We start from the raw sequence: 18,350 nt of genomic DNA, 5'->3' as shown, positions 1-18,350 counted from the left end.
TTAGTGAAGGTTAATTATCAAATTATTGATAATCCTTCAAAAATTATTGATGATAATTCTTTAATATCGATTAGAAAAGAAGGCAGATTTATTTTTGATAAGGTAATAGGAAAGAGTAAAAAAGATAATTATCACATAGAATATAGGAAGTATAAATGATTTACACAATTTTAATAATTATTGGAATAATACTAGATAGGTTTACAAAAGCTTATGCAATATCACATTTTATTGAAAATCCAGTTTTTACAAATTTTATTAATTTTCTTTATGTAGAAAACAGGGGTGCAGCTTTTGGGATATTGCAAAATAAGAGGATATTTTTTCTTGTATTGACTTTAGTTGTTGTTATTTATTTATTGTATTATTTCATTAGAAACATAAAAAGCAATCCGAAATTATTAAACATTTCATTATCTTTAATTGTTTCTGGAGCTTTAGGAAATTTCTATGACAGATTATTTCATGGATTTGTTGTAGATTTTATAGAATTTTCTTTTTTTGATTTTCCAGTTTTTAATGTAGCAGATATTTTGGTTACAACTGGATCAGTTTTGTTGATTATTTTTATAATTTTCGGAAAAATGGATGGAGAAGAAAATGTCAGTTCAAATAGGAAATGATTGGGATGAAATTTTAAAAGATGAATGGAAAAAAGATTATTATATTAGATTAAGAAAAAATCTTATTAATGAATATAAAAATTATACAATTTATCCAAATATGTATGATATTTTTAATGCATTAAAAAAAGTTTCTTATGAAGATACAAAAGTTGTAATATTAGGGCAAGATCCTTACCATGGTGTGGGGCAAGCTCATGGATTTTCTTTTTCTGTTCAAGAAGGTATAAAAACACCCCCATCATTGTTAAATATTTACAAAGAATTACATGATGATTTAGGCTTATATATACCTAATAATGGAAATTTAATTAAATGGGCTAATCAAGGAGTTTTGTTATTAAATTCTACATTAACAGTTAGAGCTCATCAAGCAAATTCTCACAAAGACATAGGTTGGACAATATTAACTGATAATATTATAAAATTATTAAATCAAAGAGAAAAACCTCTTGTATTTATTCTTTGGGGAAAGTTTGCTCAATCTAAAGAAGAGTTAATAACAAATAATAGGCATTTAATTTTAAAAAGTGCTCACCCATCTCCATTCGCAGCTCATAGAGGATTTTTTGGTTCAAAACCATTTTCAAAAACCAATAATTTTTTAATAAAAAATAATATGAGTTCAATTGATTGGCAAATAGAAGAGACTGTTGCAAAATGATTTATTCATTCTGTAACAGTCTCTTTTTCGATTAAAAATTTCATAATATTTAAGATATTTTCACAAGAAAAAATCTTATCTTCCAATATGGATATTAAATTTTTATTTATTTTATACTTTCCTTTATTTTCGATATTAAAATTATTAACTGTTACAAAACCCGATGAATTTTTTGATAATTTCCCATACAAAACTATAATTTTTAATTCAATAGAATGGTCGTTAATATTTAATGAATAGTTTTCTCCACGAAAATATGATTTTTTTAAACTTTTGTTTGAAAAAAATTTTATATAGGCAATATCCTTATCAATATAAGCACTATCTAAGTGAATTTTGTAATTATTTATTTCAAATGAAAGTTCATCATTAATAATTTCTTCAATGTTAGCAATAGCTTCTGTTGATATTAGGTCATTTTTATTATGAATTAATATAGGCCATGGATTGTTCCTGTTTTTAATATCATCATTTAATTTACTAATAACCTTGTATCTAGATGGGTCATTTCTTTCTATTCCAACAATTTTTTCAATATTAGTAAGTTTCATAGAATCAAATTCTATTAATTTTCTTTTATTCTTTATAATTTTATAAAGGTCCAAATTAATTTGCCAGATTGGTTCTTCTTCATTTTCTATTAATCTAATATTTAAAAAAGGTAGATCAAAAATATCTCCATTATAGGTTATTAATTTTTTATTTTGAATTTTTTCTTTATAAATTTTTAATAATTTTACTTCTTCTTTATCATTTTTTGAAAAATATTGGTCTATATAAAATTTACTTTTTTTATAATCAAAATATATTAGTCCTAAAACTACAAGCTTATCTTTTTTTGGATCAAGTCCTGTAGTTTCAATATCTAAAATACATTCATCTTTTTTTAAATTTTTCCCATAAAAAGGGTATCTAACACATAACATACTTATACTATACCTTATATTTGATTTATTTTCTTTCTAATAATATAATAAATAAGTTAAAGGATGTGATAAAATGATATATTTAGATAATGCTGCTACAACAAAAATGTATGATGAAGTTATTGATATAGAAAAAGATTTTGAAAAAAATTTTTTTGCCAATCCATCAGCCTTACATAGTTTTGGTATGGATGTGGAAAATAAAGTAAAAGAGGCTAGAAAAATTATTTCCTCTTACATAAATGCAAATGAAAGAGAAATTTATTTTACAAAAGGAGCAACAGAATCCAATAATATAGTAATAAATTCATTAGCAGGCGAAAATAATAAGGCGATAACAACAAAATTAGAACATTCGTCTGTTATTGATGCTTTTGATAATTCAATTTATAAGGAAGTAAAACTTATTTCAAATGATGAATTTGGATTTGTTGATGTTGATAAATTAGAAAAAGCTATTGATGAAAAAACAAAATTAGTATCAATAATTTATGTTCAAAATGAAATAGGAAGTATTCAAGATATAAGAAAAATTTCTGATCTTATTAAGAAAAAAAATAAGGATATTTTATTTCATATAGATGCAACTCAAGCATTAGGTAAAATTTCTTGTGATGTTAAAAAATTAGGGGTTGATGCTATGAGCTTTTCATCACATAAAGTTCATGGACCAAAAGGAATTGGTGGTTTATATATTAAAAATTCCTTTAAAAATAAAATTAAACCCTTAATGTATGGCGGAAGGCAAGAAATATTTTCTTCAGGTACAACCAATGCTCCTGCAATTTACAGCTTTGCTAAGGCATTAGAATTATCAAAAGAAAAAGAAGATTTTTCTTATGTTAAAAATTTAAATATTTATTTAAGAAATAAAATTTTGGATAAATTTTCTGATATTCACGTAAATTCTCCCTTAGAAAATTCAAGCCCTTATATTTTAAATATATCTTTTGGTAAAATAAAATCAGAAGTTTTACTTCACATGCTAGAATCAGATGAAATTTATGTATCAAGCGGTTCAGCTTGCTCAAAAGGAAATAATAGCAGGATACTTTCAGCACTTAATTTGAATGAAAAATATATGGATGGAGCTATTAGATTTTCATTTTCAAATGATATTTCCATCGAAGATTTGGATCTTGTAGCTAGTAAATTATATGCTTATGTAGAAGAAATAAGAAAGGTGTTTTAATGGAAGATTTACTATCAGTAAGCTTTGGGGAATTGTTTTTAAAAGGAAAAAATAGAAATAAATTTTTTAAGGCTGCAATCGATAATATAAAAAGAAATATAAAAGACATTGGCTATGAAGATATGTATCTTGAAAGCTCAAAATTATATATAAAAGCCGATAAAAATGATTTTGATGATCTTATTAGAGAAATAAAAAAAGTTTTTGGAATAATTTATATTTCCGAGATAAAAAGATGCGATAAAAAAATCGAATCAATTGAAGATGCTTTAAAAGAAATCTTGGATAATATGGATATAAAAAATAAAAGTTTTAAAGTTATAACAAATAGAGTTGATAAATCATTTGAAATAAAATCTCCAGACTTTTCACAAATGATGGGTGGATTTATCCTAAAAAATTATGCAAAAGAAAATAATTTAAAAGTTGACGTTCATAATCCAGATTTTAAAGTTTTTATAGATATAAAAAAATACGCTTATGTTTATGCAAATAGACACGAAGGAATGGGAGGACTTCCACTAGGCTCAAGTGGAAATGGACTTTTGTTATTATCAGGAGGAATTGATTCACCAGTTGCAGGTTTTATGATGGCAAAAAGAGGAATGAGAATTAATTGTCTGCATTTTCATTCTTATCCATTTACATCAAAAAGAGCCTTGCAAAAAGCTGTTGATTTAGGAAAAATATTATCCCAATATACTGGGAAAATGAGAATATATTCTGTAAATATGGCAGAAATTTACAAGGCAATAAATAAAAATTGTCATAGAAATCAAACAACAATTTTATCAAGAAGATTTATGATGAGAATAGCTGAAAAAATTTCAGAAAAAAATAATTACCATGCTTTAATTACAGGAGAAAGTTTAGGTCAAGTTGCAAGCCAAACAGTAGAGTCTATGACAGTAATTGAAGATGCAACAAAACTTCCAATTTTTAAACCATTAATTGCACTTGATAAAACAGAAATAATAGATAGGGCACTATTCATTGGTTCTTATGAAAAAAGTATTGAACCTTATGATGATTGTTGCTCAATTTTTGCCCCATCAAATCCAATTACAAAACCAAAACTAAAATATATAAAAGAAAGTGAAAGTAATTTAGATATTGAAAATCTAGAAAATAAGGCAATTGAAAATATGGAAATATTTGATATATAAGTTGACAAAACTTGTATTTATTGGTAATATATTATGGTAAACCGCTCAGTATGGGTACTGATCACCTTGACTGGCGAGAATCTAAATAGGAGGTGTACTATGTACGCTATAATTAAGACAGGTGGAAAACAATATAAAGTATCAGAAGGCGATCTAGTTAGAGTTGAAAAACTTAATGCAGAAATAGGAGATAGTGTAAGCTTTGAAGATGTACTATTAGTAAAAAGCGATAGTGATTTAAAAGTTGGAACTCCAATAGTTGAAAATGCAAAAGTTGAAGCTACTGTAAAAGATCAAGCTAAAGACAAAAAAATAGTTGTGTTTAAATATAGACCTAAAAAAGCATCAAAAACTAAAAAAGGTCATAGACAACCATATACTTTAGTTGAAATTAACAATATTTCTTGTTAATGATTGATGTTACTTTATTAATAAAAAAAGAAAAAAGATTAGGATTTGCAATAAAAGGTCATGCAAATTTTGATCAACACGGATATGATATAGTTTGTGCTGCAGTGTCTATTTTATCATACACAGCAGTAAATACCTTAGATTATTACGAAGTACAATTTGATTTTTTTGATGATAAAAACGAAATGAAAGTTTCGTTAAAAAATTCAAATGAAAAATCTGAAATTATTTTAAATGATTTTGAAATTGGTATTAAAACTTTACTCACAAATTATAATGAATATGTTAATTTAAATTATAGGGAGGTTTAGGATGTTTTTAAACATAAACTTACAAAGATTTTCTAGTAAAAAAGGAGTTTCTTCTTCTAAAAACGGTAGAGATTCTAATGCAAAAAGACTTGGCGTTAAAAGAGCTGATGGACAAACAGTAAATGCTGGAACAATTATCGTTAGACAAAGAGGAACAAAAATTCACCCTGGCGAAAATGTAAAAAAAGGTGGCGATGACACACTTTTTGCTGTATGCCAAGGAGTAGTTAAATTTGAAAGAAAAGGAAAAAATAGAAAACAAGTTTCTGTATATCCAAAGCAAGACATTGCTTAATAGAGAACTAGCTTGCCCACGGGCAAGCTTTTTTTGTAAAAAGGAAATTTACACCAATGATTGATTATGCAAAAATTGAACTTCAAGCCGGAAAAGGTGGAGATGGAGCAGTCGCCTTCAGAAGAGAAAAATATGAACCTACAGGAGGGCCTGCAGGTGGAGATGGAGGAGATGGAGCAAGTATTTATATAAAAGCTACAAATTCCCTTTCAACGCTTGAAGAATATAGATATAAAACAAAATATAAAGCAACAAATGGCGAAGACGGTATGGGTAAAAAAAGATTTGGGAAAAAAGGAGAAGATCTTTATTTATATGTACCAGTTGGAACAATTGTTAGAGAAAGTACAAGCGGAAAAATTATAAAAGATTTGAAAAAAAATGGAGAAGAATTTCTAATAGCGAAGGGTGGCAAAGGTGGAAAAGGAAATGTTCATTACAAATCTTCCACAAGACAAGCTCCACGTTTTGCTCAAAAAGGAAAAGAAGGTCAAAAAATAACTATAAGTCTTGAGCTTAAAATTTTGGCTGATGTCGGTTTGGTTGGACTTCCAAATGTAGGAAAATCAACCTTGATTTCTGTTATTTCTAAAGCAAAACCAAAAATTGCAAATTACCATTTTACAACTCTTGATCCAAATCTAGGAGTCGTTAAAATTGATAAAGAAAGATCTTTTATAGTTGCTGACATTCCAGGACTAATAGAAGGTGCCAATGAAGGTTTAGGTCTTGGCCATGATTTTTTAAAACACGTTCAAAGATGTAAAATTCTTGTTCATTTAGTAGACATTTCAGGTTTTGAAGGACGAGATCCTATTGAAGATTTTGAGCTTATAAATAAAGAATTAAAATTATTTGATGAAAATCTTTATAACAAATATCAAATAGTTGCTCTTAATAAATCAGACTTAGATTTTAATGAAAATTATAAAAAATTCGAAGAAAAATACTCAGATAAATATAAAATTTTTAGAATTTCAGCTGCTACAACAAATGGAATAAAAGATTTGATTGATGAAGTTTCAAGAGTTTTATATAATTTTGAAGATGAACAATACGATCTTGATGAAAAAGTCGATGAAGCTTATCTTGAAGAATTTTATGATAAGTCAATTGCAAGTGATGAATTAAATTTTGAAATAGAAGATGGGATTTATGTTTGCAACGGATATAGAATCGATAAGCTTTTAGAAAAAGTTAATTTAGATGATTATGATAGTCGTATGTATTTCGAAAAAAATCTAAGAGAAATGGGTGTTTTTGAAAAGTTTGTAGAAATGGGAATCCAAGAAGGAGATTCTGTTGCTATAGGAGATATAGTTTTTGATTATTATGAATAGGAGATAAAATGATTTCAGGAAAACAAAGATCATATTTAAAATCTTTAGCTCATGATTTAAAGCCAATTGTTAATATAGGAAAAAATTCATTAACTGATGAAGTAATTACTTCAATTGATGAGGCTTTGGAAAAAAGAGAGCTTATAAAAATAAAAATACTAAATAATAACTTAGACGATAATGATGAAATTGTTGATGAAGTTATTGAAAAATTAAATTGCGAATTTGTTTCTCATTTAGGTAATATTTTTACCATATATAGAGAAAGCAAGAAAAATAAAAAGATAGATTTATAATGAAAATTGGTCTATTTGGTGGTACATTTGACCCGATTCATATTGGGCACATGATATTGATGGAAAATGTGATTAATAATTTGGATTTGGATAAAATATATGTTCTTCCAAATTCAAATCCACCACACAAATTAGAAAATAAAAAAACAGCCTTAAATTTAAGGCTAAAAATGGTAAATGAAACAATAAAAGACAATCCAAAACTTGAAATAAATGATTATGATTATAGAGATAATGAAATTCACTATACCTTTAACACAATTAATTATTTTAAAAAATCTTATCCCAATGATGAATTTTTCTTTATAATGGGCGAAGATTCATTTCTTGATATTGAAAAATGGAAAAATTACAAAGAAATATTAAAAGAAAATTTGATTATTTTTAAAAGATATAGCAACAAAAATTTTTCTCTTATATCTAAAATAAATCAAGTAAGAAAGTATAATAAAAATATATACCTAATTGATAATATAGCTTTAGATATTTCATCAACTTTGATAAGAAACTTAGTAAAAGAAAATAAAAGTATCAGATATTTGGTAAACGATGAAGTTATAAATATCATTAAAGAGGAGAAATTGTATGTTTGATTTTTCTAAATATAAAGACAAGCTTAAAAATGATATTGGAGAAAAAAGATTTAATCATGTAATCAGAGTTAAGGATATGGCCTTAAAAATCAATAAAAATATAGATATTGAGAAAATAAAAACAGCAGCTTTATTACACGATTGTGCAAAATATAATGAAAAATATTATTTAGATAAGTATAAGAAATATTGTGATTTTTCAAATGAAATTATTTCTAATAAAGCAATTTTACATTCATTTTTAGGACCTATTGTTGCTAAATATGAATATGGTGTAGATGATGAAGAAATTTTAAATGCAATTAAATATCATACTACTGGAAAAGAAAATATGACTGATTTTGAAAAAATAATATTTCTTGCAGATGCTTGTGAAGAAAATAGAAATTATGAAGGCGTGGATAAGTTAAGAGAGTTAGCCTTTAAAAATTTAGATGATGCTGTTTTATTTAGCTTAGATGGAACTATAAAGTCATTGGTTGATAGGAAGATGGTAATATTTCCTTTGACTATAAAAGCAAGAAATTATTTATTAAGGGAGAAAAATGGGTAAATTAGATATTATAGTAAAAACTTTAGAAGATAAACAAGCTTATGATATTAAAGTTATTGATCTTGAAAATAAATCTTCAATAGCAGATTATTTTGTACTTGCTACTGGAAATTCAATTAATCAAAATAAAGCTTTAATAGAATATATTGAGGAAAATCTTAAAAAAGAAGGATTTGATGTTTTATCTATTGAAGGATTGAGAGAAGGAAAATGGATATTAATGGACTGTGGCGAAGTGATAGTTCATATATTTTCATCAAATCAAAGAGAATTTTATAATATAGAAGATTTATGGGAGTCATAAATTATCGTTAAATAGAGGTATTTTATGGAAACTGATAAAAAAGATAAGATTATCATTGCTTTGATAATTGGAATTGTTATTGTTATATCTCGAAATTTTGTTTCAAGTCGAAATAATGATGAGCTTGTATTTGAAAAACAAGGCTTGTCAATTGAAATGAAATCAAATGAAGATAAGAAAAATAATGATGATAATAAACTAAATTCTGAATCTAAAAATTCTATTAGAAAAGTACATATTAGTGGTGAAATTAATAAGCCTGGAGTTTATAAAATAAATGAAGATTATAGATTAGAGGATTTAGTAAATGATGCGGGAGGGCTTACTGAAAACGCTGATATTGATAAAATAAATTTGGCATTAAAGCTTGAAGACCAAATGAGAATAATAATTCCAAACATCAATGACAAAAATAATGATGTGGATAATTCTACAAATCAACTTATTAGTCCCGTAGAAAAAATTGACGATAAAAAAGTTAATATTAACAAAGCTGATAAGGCTCAGTTGATGACTTTGCCAAATATTGGAGAAAAAAGAGCGCAAGCTATTATCGAATATAGAGAAAAAAACAAATTTAATAAGATTGAAGATATTAAAAATGTATCTGGCATTGGGGATAAGTATTTTGAAGCGATGAAAGATATGATAGTGATAGATTGAGGAGTAAATATGAAATTATCAACTAGAGGTAGGTATGGACTTAGAGCTATACATTATTTAGCAGAAAATGAAGATAATGGATATATTTCAGTTTCTGATATTTCTAATGCCTTAAAGTTGCCAGAAAATTACTTAGAACAATTAATAAGAATACTTAAAAGAAATAATTTAGTAATATCAGCAAGAGGTGCTAAGGGAGGTTACAAACTTTCTAGAAATTCTAGCGAAATTACAGTTGGAGATGTTTTGAGAGTATTGGAAGGCGAAATGACCTCAAGCGAATGCGTAGCTGATAGAAATAACTGTAATAATTCAGAATGTGAAGCTTATTATGTTTTTGCAAAAATTGATGATGCTATCAACAAGGCAGTTAATTCAATAACTATAAAAGATATGGTTAATGAAAAACTATAAATTAGGAGAAAATTATGAGAAAACTAGGAATGAACGAACTTAGAAAAGAATATTTAGATTTTTTTGGCTCTAAAAAAAATCATACAGTATTAAAATCATTTTCTTTGATACCAGAAGATGACGAATCATTACTTTTAATCAATGCTGGTATGGCACCATTAAAAAAATATTTTACTGGCGAAAAGAAAATGAAAAATAACAGAGCTACATCTTCACAAAGATGTATAAGGACTGGAGATATTGAAAGAGTTGGAATAACCGAAAGACATGGAACTTTTTTTGAAATGCTTGGTAATTTTTCTTTTGGGGATTATTTTAAAAGAGAAGCTATACATTGGGCATACGAATTTTTAACAGTTAATCTTGAAATTGATAAAAATCTTTTGTGGGTTTCAGTTTATGAAAATGATGATGAAGCATTTGATATTTGGCATGATGAAATAGGAATTGCCAAAGATAGAATTTTAAGATTTGGAAAAGAAGATAATTTTTGGGAACTAGAAGTAGGTCCATGTGGCCCAGATTCAGAAATTTTTGTTGACAGAGGTATAGAAAAAGCTGTTGATGAAAATGATAATAAACCAGGAAATGATGATTCAGATAGGTTTATGGAAGTTTGGAACTTAGTTTTCACTCAATTTAATAAAAACGCAAATAAGGAATATATACCATTAGCTCATCCAAATATTGATACAGGAATGGGACTTGAAAGAATGGCAATGGTTCTTCAAAATAAAGACAATATTTTCGAAGTTGATGTAAACCAAAATATTATCAAAGAAATTGAAGAATTATCAAATAAAAAATACAAGGAAAATAAAAAAGATGATATTTCTATAAGAGTTATTGCAGATCACGCTAAAGCCATGACTTTTATGGTATCAGACGGTATTCAACCTTCAAATGAAAAAAGAGGATATGTTTTAAGAAGACTAATAAGAAGAGCATTTAGACATGGAAAACTATTAGGAATTGAAGGAGAATTTTTATCATCTATTGTTGATTGCGTTATTGATTCTTATAAAGTTGAGTATGATGAACTTACAAAAAATAGAGAAAAAATCATTAATATTATAGAAAAAGAAGAAGAAAATTTCCAAAAAACAATTGACAGTGGTCTGGATATTTTAAATTCTTATATTAAAGAATTAAAAGAAAATAATAAAGATATACTTAGAGGTAAAGATGCATTTAAATTGTACGATACTTACGGTTTTCCATTAGATTTGACAAAAGAAATTCTTGACGAAAATGATTTAAAAGTTGATACAAAAGAATTTGATGAATATATGGAAAATCAAAGAAACCTTGCAAGAAATGCAAGAAAATCTGATGCAGGTTGGTCTCTTGAATCGATAAATGTAGATGAATTTAAACAAACAGAATTTGTAGGTTATGAAAATTTTGAAATAAATGCAAACATTATTGGCTTATTTGATAATAAAGAAAAAGTAAACTTTATAAAAAAAGGTCATAAGGGTATAATTGTAAGTGATAAGACTTCTTTTTATGCAGAAGGTGGCGGACAAGTAGCTGATACAGGATTTATTATCACAGATGATTCAAAAGCAAGAGTTTATAATGTACAAAAGAAAAAAGATGTTATACTTCATTATGTTAAAGTTGAAGAAGGTAAGTTAGAATCTTGTAATGCATTATTTAAAGTTAATAAACAAAGAAGATTAGATATAACAAGAAACCACACTGCAACACATCTACTAGATCAAGCCTTAAGAAATTTATTAAGTGATGAAGTTAAACAAGCTGGATCATTAGTAGATGAATATAAATTAAGATTTGATTTTACTTATCCAAATGCTTTAACTAAGGATGAAATCAAGAAAATAGAAGATGAAGTAAATGAAAAAATCAGAGAACAATTGCCTGTAAAAAAAGAAATTATGTCTTATAAAGAATCAGAAAAACTTGGAGCTATAGGTTTATTTGAAGATAAATATAAAGATATGGTTAGAGTTGTTTCAGTTTCTGATTATTCAAAAGAATTATGTGGTGGATGTCATGTAAATAATTCATCTGAGATTTTAATATTTAAAATAATTCAAGAATCATCTGCAGCTTCAGGTATAAGAAGAATAGAAGCTATAACAGGAAAAAAAGTTTATGAATATTTAAATAATAATATAGAAATAGTTAACTCAATTTCTGATGAATTAAAAACAAACCCTAAAAATGTATTGTCAAGAGCTAAATCTTTAAATGAAGAAATAAAACAGCTCAAAGATGACATTCAAAAGCTAAAAGAATTCAATGAAAAAGATATTTATAAAGATATAGAAAGTGAAGTTAAGGATATTAATGGAATAAATCTTTTAGTTCATAAATTTGAGAATGAAGATCTTGATACATTGAGAAATTTTGAAAACAGAATAAAAGACAAATACAAAGATTTAATAATTGTATTTGCTACTGTAAAAGATAATAAAATAATCTTTACAGCATCTGTTTCTGATTCATTAACAGATAAATACAATGCAGGAAAAATTGTCAAAGAAGTTAGTAAAATAACAGGTGGAAATGGTGGAGGAAAGAAAAATTTCGCTCAAGCTGGAGGTAAAGATATTTCTAAACTAGATGAAGCTTTAGAAAAAGTTTATGATTTAATATAAGGAGAAATTATGTCAGACAAAAACTTCAATGAAACTATGCGTTTCAATCCACAAGATGAGAAAAAAGTTGATATAAGAGAAATTATTACAGAAGTTTATAATGCTTTAGAAGAAAAAGGATATAAGCCAACAAACCAAATTATTGGATATTTAATTAGTGGAGATCCTACTTATATTACAGGACACAAAAATGCTAGAAAATTGATAAGACAAGTTGATAGAGATACTATTCTAGAAGAAATATTAAAATATTATATTAATGAGTAGAATTATGGGATTAGACTTGGGTGATAAAACAATCGGAGTCGCATTAAGCGATACGTTTTTTATCACTGCCCAAGCCTATATTACAATTAAAAGAAAAAAAGCAAGTTTAGATATTGAAAAATTAATTGAAATAATTAATGAAAAAGAAGTAAATTTAATAATTATTGGACTTCCAAAAAATATGAATAACACCTTAGGTCCTCAAGCCATGAAGGTGATTTCTTTTGTCGATTTATTAAAAAAATCCACTGATATTGAAATTAAATATCAGGATGAAAGAATGACTACTATACAATCAGATCAGGTCTTGATGGATATGAATGTTAATCTTAAAGATAGAAAAAAATATGTAGATAAAATTGCTGCCTCTTTTATTTTACAGACCTATTTGGATGGGAGAAATAATGAATAAGATAATTTTAACAGATGAAAATAATAACGAAGTCGAATTTAATTTGATAGATACATTCGGAGTAGACGATAAAGATTATGCTGTTTTAGAGCCAATAGATGAAGATTTTATATTGATTTTTGAAATGATGAAAAGTAAAGATTCTGTTAGCTTTAAGGCAATCGATAATAATAAAGAATTAGACGAAATTGTAAAAATATATGAAGAAATGAAAGAAGATGAAAATGAACATTGAACAGTTAAAAAAAGTATTTGAAAAAAATGGTCATAAATTTACAAAACAAAGACAAATAATTTTCAATGCTCTTAAAAATTCTAATTCAAAACATTTGACACCAGAAGAGTTGTTTTCTATAGTACATGAAGATAATAAACAAGTTGGTATAGCAACTGTTTATAGAACTCTTAATATTTTTGAAGATTTGGGAATTGTTAATAAGCAAGAATTTACAGATTCTGTGAATACTTATGAGCTTATTAGTCAAAAAGATGCACACCATGACCATTTAATTTGTACTAATTGTGGAAAAATTGTTGAAGAAAAAATTTTAGATAATGAAAAATTAGCAAAAAGTTTAAAAGATAAATATAACTTTGAATTGGATTATTATTCTTTAAGAATATATGGTATTTGCTCCGAATGTGAAGATAATTTAAGGAGTAAAAATGAGAATGCAAAATAAACTAAAAGTCATCCCATTAGGAGGACTTGGAGAAATAGGTAAAAACTGTACAATTGTCGAATATAAAAATGAAATGATTATGATAGATTGTGGCTTAACTTTTCCAGATGAGGATATGTTAGGTGTAGATATAGTTATACCAGATTTTACCTATGTTGAAGAAAACAAAGATAAGTTAAAAGGTATATTCATTACTCATGGTCATGAAGACCACATTGGAGCAATTGCATACCTTTTAAAAACAGTAGATACTAATGTTTACTGTTCAAAACTTACAAAAGGATTATTAGAAAATAAATTTAAAGAACATGGACTTAATTCTAATAGATTAAAGATGGTTAATGTCAATAATACAGTAAAAGTTGGAAATCTAAGTGCAGAATTTATCAGAGTAAGTCACTCAATTCCAGATTCTTGCGCAATAGCTGTAAAATCTCCAATAGGAACTATATTATTTACTGGCGATTTTAAAATGGATTTTACGCCTATAGATGGCGAACCTACTGATATACAAAAGCTTGCTTCTTTAGGTAGAAAGGGATTATTATGTCTTTTTTCTGATTCTACAAATGTAGAAATAGAAGGAAGTTCAATGAGTGAGAAAGAAGTAGGAGAAACTTTTATTAATTTATTTGGACAAGCACCAGGTAGAATAATTGTAGCAACTTTTGCTTCAAACCTTCATAGAGTTCAACAAGTAATATTTGCTGCTGAAAAATATAATAAAAAAGTAGTTTTATCTGGAAGATCTATGATAAATAACGTAAAAATTGCAAGTTCATTAGGATATTTGAAAATTAGAAATAATACTTTAATTGATATGAAAAATATTAAAGATTATTCTGATGATCAAATTGTTGTCTTGTCAACCGGAACTCAAGGAGAACCACTATCTGCATTGACAAGAATGGCAAATAATGAACATAAGCAAGTTCATTTAAATTCATCAGATACTGTAATTTTGTCATCATCAGCAATTCCTGGTAATGAAATGCCAATTAATAATACAATTAATAATTTAACAAAAATTGGTTGTGATATTATATATGATTCTTTGGCAAAAGTTCATGCATCAGGTCATGCTTGCCAAGAAGAAATTAAATTAATGCACCAATTAACAACACCAAAATATTTTATTCCAGCTCACGGGGAACCACGCCAATTGAAAAAACACATGGAAATAGCTATGGATATGGGATTGAATAAAGAAAATATTTTAGTCGGTCAAAATGGAGACGTTTTTGAATTTACCAAAAAATCTGCTAGAATTAATGGTAAAGTTCAAGCAGGAAATGTTCTAGTAGATGGTTCCGGTATTGGCGATGTTGGAAATATTGTTCTTAAAGATAGAAAACATCTTTCTGAAGATGGACTTTTAGTTGTAAGTTTAACAATTGAAAAACATACACAAAGAGTTTTATCAAATCCTGAAATTGTTTCAAGAGGATTTATTTATGTAAAAGAAAATCAAGATCTTATTGAAAATTCAAAAGATATTGTAATGAGAACAATGAAAAAATGTGAAAAAAAAGATATTCATGCTATTAGTCAAATTAAATATCAAATAAGAGAAGCATTGAAATCATATATTTATAATCAAACTGGAAGAGATCCTATGATTTTACCAGTTTTAACAGAAGTTGATAGCAATGAATATTAATTATAATCATATAGTTGATTATTTAAATAATATTTATATTGATGAAGATTTTATTGAATTAAGAAATTACGGAATTGAAAATAATATTCCTATAATGAAATTAGAAACAAAAGAATTTCTTAAAACTTTAATTTCAATTTCAAAACCTAAAAATATTCTAGAAATTGGAACAGCGATTGGCTATTCTTCATTACTTTTTTCTAAATATTCTAATGCAAATATTACTACAATTGAAAAGAGTAAAGATATATCAGAAATAGCAAAAGCTAATTTTTCTAAATATAATAAAAAAATAAATTTAATAAATATGGATGCAAAAAAAGCCTTGAATAATTTTAATCAAGGCTTTGATTTTGTTTTTATAGATGCAAATAAATCACAATATGAATATTACTTTAATGAATCATTAAAATTATTAAATGAAAATGGCCTTATTGTTTGTGATAATATTCTCTTTAGGGGAGAAATTACAAACGATGATTTAATTAATAGACGACACATAACTATGGTAAAAAATTTGAGAAAATTTTTATCTCATATTACAAATTTAGATGAATATGTAACAAGTATAATACCAATAGGCGATGGTATTAGTTTAACGACAAGGAGAGTTGATGAAAGATAAAGTTGAATTATTAGCACCAGCTGGAGATATGGAAAAATTAAAAGCAGCTATAAAATTTGGAGCAAATGCTGTTTATATGGCTGGAAATAATTTTGGTCTTAGAAAAAATTCAAAAAATTTTGATAAAGATGAACTTAAAGAAGCAGTTGATTACGCACATGAACATGGAGTTAGATGTCATATTACTATGAATATAGTTCCTCATGATAATGATCTTGAGGGAATTGTAGAATACATCAAATATCTTGAAAAAATTGGAGTAGATGCTTTAATAATTTCAGATCCTGGTATTTTTAATATAGCAAAAGAAAATTCTAATATAGATTTACACATTTCAACTCAAGCATCTGTAACTAATTCTCACACAATTAATTTTTGGTATAAACTTGGTGCAAAAAGAGTTATACTTGCAAGAGAATTATCACTTGATGAAATAATAGAAATTAGAAAAAATGTTCCAAAAGATTTAGAAATTGAATGTTTTATTCACGGAGCTATGTGTATTTCATATTCTGGAAGATGTTTATTAAGTAATTACATGACAGGAAGAGATGCAAATAGAGGAGATTGCGCTCATGCTTGTAGGTGGAAATATGCCCTACAAGAAGAAAAAAGACCAGGCGAATATTATCCTATAGGCGAAGATGAAAATGGAACATTTATTATGAATTCCAAAGATTTATGCCTAATAGATGAAATTGATAAGCTAATAGAGGCAGGAGTTGATTCATTTAAAATTGAAGGAAGAATGAAAACCGTCTTTTATGTTGCAACAGTTATTAGAAGCTACAGACAAGCAATTGATGCATACTATAATGGAGTTTATAATAAAGAAATTGCTAAAAAATATATGGATGAAATAAAAAAAGCTAGCCATAGACATTTTACAAAAGGATTTTTCTATAATAAAGCGGATTCTTCTTCTCAAATTTATGAAAATTCTTCATACATTAGAAATTATGATTTTATTGCTGTGGTTTTAGATTATGACAAAGAAAATAAAATTGCAAAACTAGAAGAAAGAAATAGATTTGTTTTGGGAGATGAAGTCGAAATTTTTGGAGATAGTCCAGACTTTATAAAATTTAAAATTGAAAATATGAAAGATTCCAAAGGAAATGGTATAGAAATAGCCAACAAGGCAAAACAAATAGTTTATATAAAAATTGACCATGAGCTTAAAAAAGGAGATATGGTAAGACGCAAAATTGATGAATAACTTTAAATTTTAAATGATTTTTTAAATCATATAAAATTTTTGCAAGCACCTTCTGATTAGGATTAACAAAACTAATCAGGAGGATTTTTTATTTCAAAAAGAAAATTATTAAATTTTAATTATTTATTAAAATTGGTATAATCAAGATAGTAATTTGGAGGATAAATTGTTAAGTAATAAAGGTTTTGATTTGTGGGCTGATGATTATGATCAAAGCGTTGAAATATCTGATAATGATGGTTCATATCCTTTTGCAGGATATAAAAATATACTTAATGAAATATATAATAGGATATTAAATGAATCTTATAGAAATATTTTAGACATTGGATTTGGTACAGGAACTTTAATATCCAAGTTATATGATCATGGCTATAAAATCTATGGGCAAGATTTTTCTAAAAGAATGATAGAAATAGCACAAAATAAAATGCCTAATGCGAAGCTTTTTTATGGAGATATTTCTAAGGGCTTGGTTAATCCCTTGTTAGAACATAAATATAATGCAATAATTGCTACATATTCACTTCATCATATAACTAATGAGAAAAAAGTTATATTTTTGAAAAAATTACTAGAACAATTAGATGGTGGGGGATGTATATACATTGGAGATATAGCTTTTGTATCTCGTGCTTTACATGATAAATGTATGAAAGAATCTTATGAACAGTGGGATAATGATGAGATTTATTTTGTTGTGGATGAATTTAGGTCTTATTTTCCTAAATTGAAATTTGAAAAATTTTCTGAATGCTCAGGATTAATTACATTAAAAAAATAGGATATTTTCTAGATAAATTAAATGGTAATAATAAAATTTTAGATAAAATACAAAAAAGGCTGTAATTATTTTACAGCCTTTAAATTTACTTATCTTTTGATGGATTTTCAGAAAAATCTGATCTTGTTCTTCTTGCTTCTGCTCCAACGTTTGAGTTGGTGTCAGCTTCATCAGTTATACTTCTTAAATTTTCTTGATCTGCAGTATGTTTTTTATCTAGAGATTCACTACCATCAGCTTTATTTGCTTCTCTTGATTTTTTATCAAGTTCTTTGTCTCCTCTGTATTGGTTGTCATTGCTTATTCTGTTTTCGTCAGTCAT

26 protein-coding genes are annotated in these 18,350 nt (G+C 26.4%); 24 read left to right on the top strand and 2 right to left on the bottom strand.

Features of this window, described 5'->3' with window-relative positions; genetic code table 11:
* The first annotated feature begins 3 nt into the window (after positions 1 to 3).
* The 3 genes from HGAG_RS12390 to HGAG_RS02000 are packed head-to-tail and all read left to right on the top strand — an operon-like array spanning position 4 to position 1,287.
* Positions 4 to 159, top strand: coding sequence for a hypothetical protein (locus HGAG_RS12390; protein ID WP_341871701.1), 156 nt, complete (start codon positions 4 to 6; stop codon positions 157 to 159).
* The gene (lspA, locus tag HGAG_RS02005; protein WP_019117692.1) at positions 156 to 623 is read left to right on the top strand and encodes a signal peptidase II; all 468 of its coding nucleotides are present in this window, start codon (positions 156 to 158) and stop codon (positions 621 to 623) included. The genes HGAG_RS12390 and lspA overlap by 4 nt, the downstream gene beginning before the upstream one ends.
* Positions 601 to 1,287, top strand: coding sequence for a uracil-DNA glycosylase (locus tag HGAG_RS02000; protein WP_019117691.1), 687 nt, complete (start codon positions 601 to 603; stop codon positions 1,285 to 1,287). The genes lspA and HGAG_RS02000 overlap by 23 nt, the downstream gene beginning before the upstream one ends.
* 5 nt (positions 1,288 to 1,292) lie before the next feature.
* Here the strand turns inward: HGAG_RS02000 and HGAG_RS01995 are convergent, their stop codons facing one another.
* Positions 1,293 to 2,213 carry a ribonuclease H-like domain-containing protein gene (locus HGAG_RS01995; protein ID WP_019117690.1) on the bottom strand — a complete coding sequence of 307 codons (921 nt, stop codon included), beginning with the start codon at positions 2,211 to 2,213 and terminating at the stop codon, positions 1,293 to 1,295.
* 73 nt (positions 2,214 to 2,286) lie between these two features.
* On the opposite strand from HGAG_RS01995, the gene HGAG_RS01990 reads away from it, so the two are divergent.
* The 21 genes from HGAG_RS01990 to HGAG_RS01890 all read left to right on the top strand — a co-directional run bounded on the left by HGAG_RS01990 (position 2,287) and on the right by HGAG_RS01890 (position 18,028).
* Complete coding sequence (locus HGAG_RS01990) at positions 2,287 to 3,405, top strand: cysteine desulfurase family protein (RefSeq protein ID WP_019117689.1); 1,119 nt, start codon at positions 2,287 to 2,289, stop codon at positions 3,403 to 3,405.
* On the top strand, positions 3,405 to 4,571 hold the full coding sequence (gene thiI, locus HGAG_RS01985; RefSeq protein WP_019117688.1) for a tRNA uracil 4-sulfurtransferase ThiI: 1,167 nt from the start codon (positions 3,405 to 3,407) through the stop codon (positions 4,569 to 4,571). Before HGAG_RS01990 ends, thiI begins: the two co-directional genes overlap by 1 nt.
* A gap of 99 nt (positions 4,572 to 4,670) precedes the next feature.
* Positions 4,671 to 4,982: a 50S ribosomal protein L21 gene (rplU, locus tag HGAG_RS01980; protein WP_004838787.1), complete on the top strand. Its 312-nt coding sequence runs from the start codon at positions 4,671 to 4,673 to the stop codon at positions 4,980 to 4,982.
* A complete protein-coding gene (locus tag HGAG_RS01975; protein WP_019117687.1) occupies positions 4,982 to 5,293 on the top strand; it encodes a ribosomal-processing cysteine protease Prp in 312 nt (103 codons plus the stop codon). Before rplU ends, HGAG_RS01975 begins: the two co-directional genes overlap by 1 nt.
* A gap of 1 nt (position 5,294) precedes the next feature.
* Positions 5,295 to 5,588: a 50S ribosomal protein L27 gene (rpmA, locus tag HGAG_RS01970; RefSeq protein WP_004838789.1), complete on the top strand. Its 294-nt coding sequence runs from the start codon at positions 5,295 to 5,297 to the stop codon at positions 5,586 to 5,588.
* A gap of 56 nt (positions 5,589 to 5,644) precedes the next feature.
* Complete coding sequence (obgE, locus tag HGAG_RS01965; protein ID WP_019117686.1) at positions 5,645 to 6,928, top strand: GTPase ObgE; 1,284 nt, start codon at positions 5,645 to 5,647, stop codon at positions 6,926 to 6,928.
* 8 nt (positions 6,929 to 6,936) lie between these two features.
* Positions 6,937 to 7,224, top strand: a complete 288-nt coding sequence (gene yhbY / locus HGAG_RS01960; protein WP_004838791.1) for a ribosome assembly RNA-binding protein YhbY — start codon at positions 6,937 to 6,939, stop codon at positions 7,222 to 7,224.
* The gene (gene nadD / locus HGAG_RS01955) at positions 7,224 to 7,817 is read left to right on the top strand and encodes a nicotinate (nicotinamide) nucleotide adenylyltransferase (protein WP_019117685.1); all 594 of its coding nucleotides are present in this window, start codon (positions 7,224 to 7,226) and stop codon (positions 7,815 to 7,817) included. The genes yhbY and nadD overlap by 1 nt, the downstream gene beginning before the upstream one ends.
* Complete coding sequence (gene yqeK / locus HGAG_RS01950) at positions 7,810 to 8,370, top strand: bis(5'-nucleosyl)-tetraphosphatase (symmetrical) YqeK (RefSeq protein WP_019117684.1); 561 nt, start codon at positions 7,810 to 7,812, stop codon at positions 8,368 to 8,370. Before nadD ends, yqeK begins: the two co-directional genes overlap by 8 nt.
* Positions 8,363 to 8,674 (top strand): ribosome silencing factor, encoded by a 312-nt coding sequence (gene rsfS, locus HGAG_RS01945; protein ID WP_004838794.1) that lies wholly within the window; start codon positions 8,363 to 8,365, stop codon positions 8,672 to 8,674. The genes yqeK and rsfS overlap by 8 nt, the downstream gene beginning before the upstream one ends.
* A gap of 24 nt (positions 8,675 to 8,698) precedes the next feature.
* Positions 8,699 to 9,337, top strand: coding sequence for a DUF655 domain-containing protein (locus HGAG_RS01940; RefSeq protein ID WP_019117683.1), 639 nt, complete (start codon positions 8,699 to 8,701; stop codon positions 9,335 to 9,337).
* Positions 9,338 to 9,346: 9 nt separating this feature from the next.
* On the top strand, positions 9,347 to 9,751 hold the full coding sequence (locus HGAG_RS01935) for an RrF2 family transcriptional regulator (RefSeq protein ID WP_004838796.1): 405 nt from the start codon (positions 9,347 to 9,349) through the stop codon (positions 9,749 to 9,751).
* Between the two features lie 14 nt (positions 9,752 to 9,765).
* Positions 9,766 to 12,378, top strand: a complete 2,613-nt coding sequence (gene alaS, locus HGAG_RS01930; protein WP_019117682.1) for an alanine--tRNA ligase — start codon at positions 9,766 to 9,768, stop codon at positions 12,376 to 12,378.
* A 9-nt stretch (positions 12,379 to 12,387) separates the two neighbouring features.
* Positions 12,388 to 12,645: an IreB family regulatory phosphoprotein gene (locus tag HGAG_RS01925; protein WP_019117681.1), complete on the top strand. Its 258-nt coding sequence runs from the start codon at positions 12,388 to 12,390 to the stop codon at positions 12,643 to 12,645.
* A complete protein-coding gene (gene ruvX / locus HGAG_RS01920; RefSeq protein ID WP_026074029.1) occupies positions 12,638 to 13,057 on the top strand; it encodes a Holliday junction resolvase RuvX in 420 nt (139 codons plus the stop codon). Before HGAG_RS01925 ends, ruvX begins: the two co-directional genes overlap by 8 nt.
* Positions 13,050 to 13,292 carry a DUF1292 domain-containing protein gene (locus HGAG_RS01915; RefSeq protein ID WP_019117679.1) on the top strand — a complete coding sequence of 81 codons (243 nt, stop codon included), beginning with the start codon at positions 13,050 to 13,052 and terminating at the stop codon, positions 13,290 to 13,292. Before ruvX ends, HGAG_RS01915 begins: the two co-directional genes overlap by 8 nt.
* On the top strand, positions 13,282 to 13,740 hold the full coding sequence (locus tag HGAG_RS01910; protein WP_019117678.1) for a Fur family transcriptional regulator: 459 nt from the start codon (positions 13,282 to 13,284) through the stop codon (positions 13,738 to 13,740). The genes HGAG_RS01915 and HGAG_RS01910 overlap by 11 nt, the downstream gene beginning before the upstream one ends.
* Entirely contained in the window at positions 13,724 to 15,400 is a 1,677-nt protein-coding gene (locus HGAG_RS01905) for a ribonuclease J (RefSeq protein ID WP_019117677.1), read from the top strand. Before HGAG_RS01910 ends, HGAG_RS01905 begins: the two co-directional genes overlap by 17 nt.
* Positions 15,390 to 16,025, top strand: a complete 636-nt coding sequence (locus HGAG_RS01900) for an O-methyltransferase (RefSeq protein ID WP_019117676.1) — start codon at positions 15,390 to 15,392, stop codon at positions 16,023 to 16,025. Before HGAG_RS01905 ends, HGAG_RS01900 begins: the two co-directional genes overlap by 11 nt.
* The gene (locus HGAG_RS01895; RefSeq protein WP_019117675.1) at positions 16,015 to 17,244 is read left to right on the top strand and encodes a peptidase U32 family protein; all 1,230 of its coding nucleotides are present in this window, start codon (positions 16,015 to 16,017) and stop codon (positions 17,242 to 17,244) included. The genes HGAG_RS01900 and HGAG_RS01895 overlap by 11 nt, the downstream gene beginning before the upstream one ends.
* A gap of 166 nt (positions 17,245 to 17,410) precedes the next feature.
* On the top strand, positions 17,411 to 18,028 hold the full coding sequence (locus HGAG_RS01890) for a class I SAM-dependent DNA methyltransferase (RefSeq protein ID WP_019117674.1): 618 nt from the start codon (positions 17,411 to 17,413) through the stop codon (positions 18,026 to 18,028).
* Positions 18,029 to 18,113: 85 nt separating this feature from the next.
* Here the strand turns inward: HGAG_RS01890 and HGAG_RS01885 are convergent, their stop codons facing one another.
* The gene (locus tag HGAG_RS01885; RefSeq protein WP_019117673.1) at positions 18,114 to 18,350 is read right to left on the bottom strand and encodes a hypothetical protein; all 237 of its coding nucleotides are present in this window, start codon (positions 18,348 to 18,350) and stop codon (positions 18,114 to 18,116) included.

Source organism: Anaerococcus obesiensis ph10 (assembly GCF_000311745.1).
GTDB lineage: Bacteria > Bacillota > Clostridia > Tissierellales > Peptoniphilaceae > Anaerococcus > Anaerococcus vaginalis.
This window is presented reverse-complemented; position numbering and strand designations above follow the sequence as displayed.

Excerpts from the sequence above, each read along its gene's own strand:
- HGAG_RS01900 (WP_019117676.1), top strand. The coding sequence starts at position 15,390 with ATGAATATTAATTATAATCATATAGTTGATTATTTAAATAATATTTAT.
- HGAG_RS01975 (WP_019117687.1), top strand. The coding sequence starts at position 4,982 with ATGATTGATGTTACTTTATTAATAAAAAAAGAAAAAAGATTAGGATTT.
- HGAG_RS01910 (WP_019117678.1), top strand. The coding sequence starts at position 13,282 with ATGAACATTGAACAGTTAAAAAAAGTATTTGAAAAAAATGGTCATAAA.
- HGAG_RS01915 (WP_019117679.1), top strand. The coding sequence starts at position 13,050 with ATGAATAAGATAATTTTAACAGATGAAAATAATAACGAAGTCGAATTT.
- HGAG_RS01905 (WP_019117677.1), top strand. The coding sequence starts at position 13,724 with ATGAGAATGCAAAATAAACTAAAAGTCATCCCATTAGGAGGACTTGGA.
- yhbY (WP_004838791.1), top strand. The coding sequence starts at position 6,937 with ATGATTTCAGGAAAACAAAGATCATATTTAAAATCTTTAGCTCATGAT.
- rpmA (WP_004838789.1), top strand. The coding sequence starts at position 5,295 with ATGTTTTTAAACATAAACTTACAAAGATTTTCTAGTAAAAAAGGAGTT.
- yqeK (WP_019117684.1), top strand. The coding sequence starts at position 7,810 with ATGTTTGATTTTTCTAAATATAAAGACAAGCTTAAAAATGATATTGGA.
- HGAG_RS02000 (WP_019117691.1), top strand. The coding sequence starts at position 601 with ATGTCAGTTCAAATAGGAAATGATTGGGATGAAATTTTAAAAGATGAA.
- lspA (WP_019117692.1), top strand. The coding sequence starts at position 156 with ATGATTTACACAATTTTAATAATTATTGGAATAATACTAGATAGGTTT.
- HGAG_RS01925 (WP_019117681.1), top strand. The coding sequence starts at position 12,388 with ATGTCAGACAAAAACTTCAATGAAACTATGCGTTTCAATCCACAAGAT.
- HGAG_RS01995 (WP_019117690.1), bottom strand. The coding sequence starts at position 2,213 with ATGTTATGTGTTAGATACCCTTTTTATGGGAAAAATTTAAAAAAAGAT.
- HGAG_RS01990 (WP_019117689.1), top strand. The coding sequence starts at position 2,287 with ATGATATATTTAGATAATGCTGCTACAACAAAAATGTATGATGAAGTT.
- alaS (WP_019117682.1), top strand. The coding sequence starts at position 9,766 with ATGAGAAAACTAGGAATGAACGAACTTAGAAAAGAATATTTAGATTTT.
- nadD (WP_019117685.1), top strand. The coding sequence starts at position 7,224 with ATGAAAATTGGTCTATTTGGTGGTACATTTGACCCGATTCATATTGGG.
- HGAG_RS01885 (WP_019117673.1), bottom strand. The coding sequence starts at position 18,350 with ATGACTGACGAAAACAGAATAAGCAATGACAACCAATACAGAGGAGAC.
- HGAG_RS01940 (WP_019117683.1), top strand. The coding sequence starts at position 8,699 with ATGGAAACTGATAAAAAAGATAAGATTATCATTGCTTTGATAATTGGA.
- HGAG_RS01895 (WP_019117675.1), top strand. The coding sequence starts at position 16,015 with ATGAAAGATAAAGTTGAATTATTAGCACCAGCTGGAGATATGGAAAAA.
- HGAG_RS01935 (WP_004838796.1), top strand. The coding sequence starts at position 9,347 with ATGAAATTATCAACTAGAGGTAGGTATGGACTTAGAGCTATACATTAT.
- rsfS (WP_004838794.1), top strand. The coding sequence starts at position 8,363 with ATGGGTAAATTAGATATTATAGTAAAAACTTTAGAAGATAAACAAGCT.
- obgE (WP_019117686.1), top strand. The coding sequence starts at position 5,645 with ATGATTGATTATGCAAAAATTGAACTTCAAGCCGGAAAAGGTGGAGAT.
- rplU (WP_004838787.1), top strand. The coding sequence starts at position 4,671 with ATGTACGCTATAATTAAGACAGGTGGAAAACAATATAAAGTATCAGAA.
- thiI (WP_019117688.1), top strand. The coding sequence starts at position 3,405 with ATGGAAGATTTACTATCAGTAAGCTTTGGGGAATTGTTTTTAAAAGGA.
- ruvX (WP_026074029.1), top strand. The coding sequence starts at position 12,638 with ATGAGTAGAATTATGGGATTAGACTTGGGTGATAAAACAATCGGAGTC.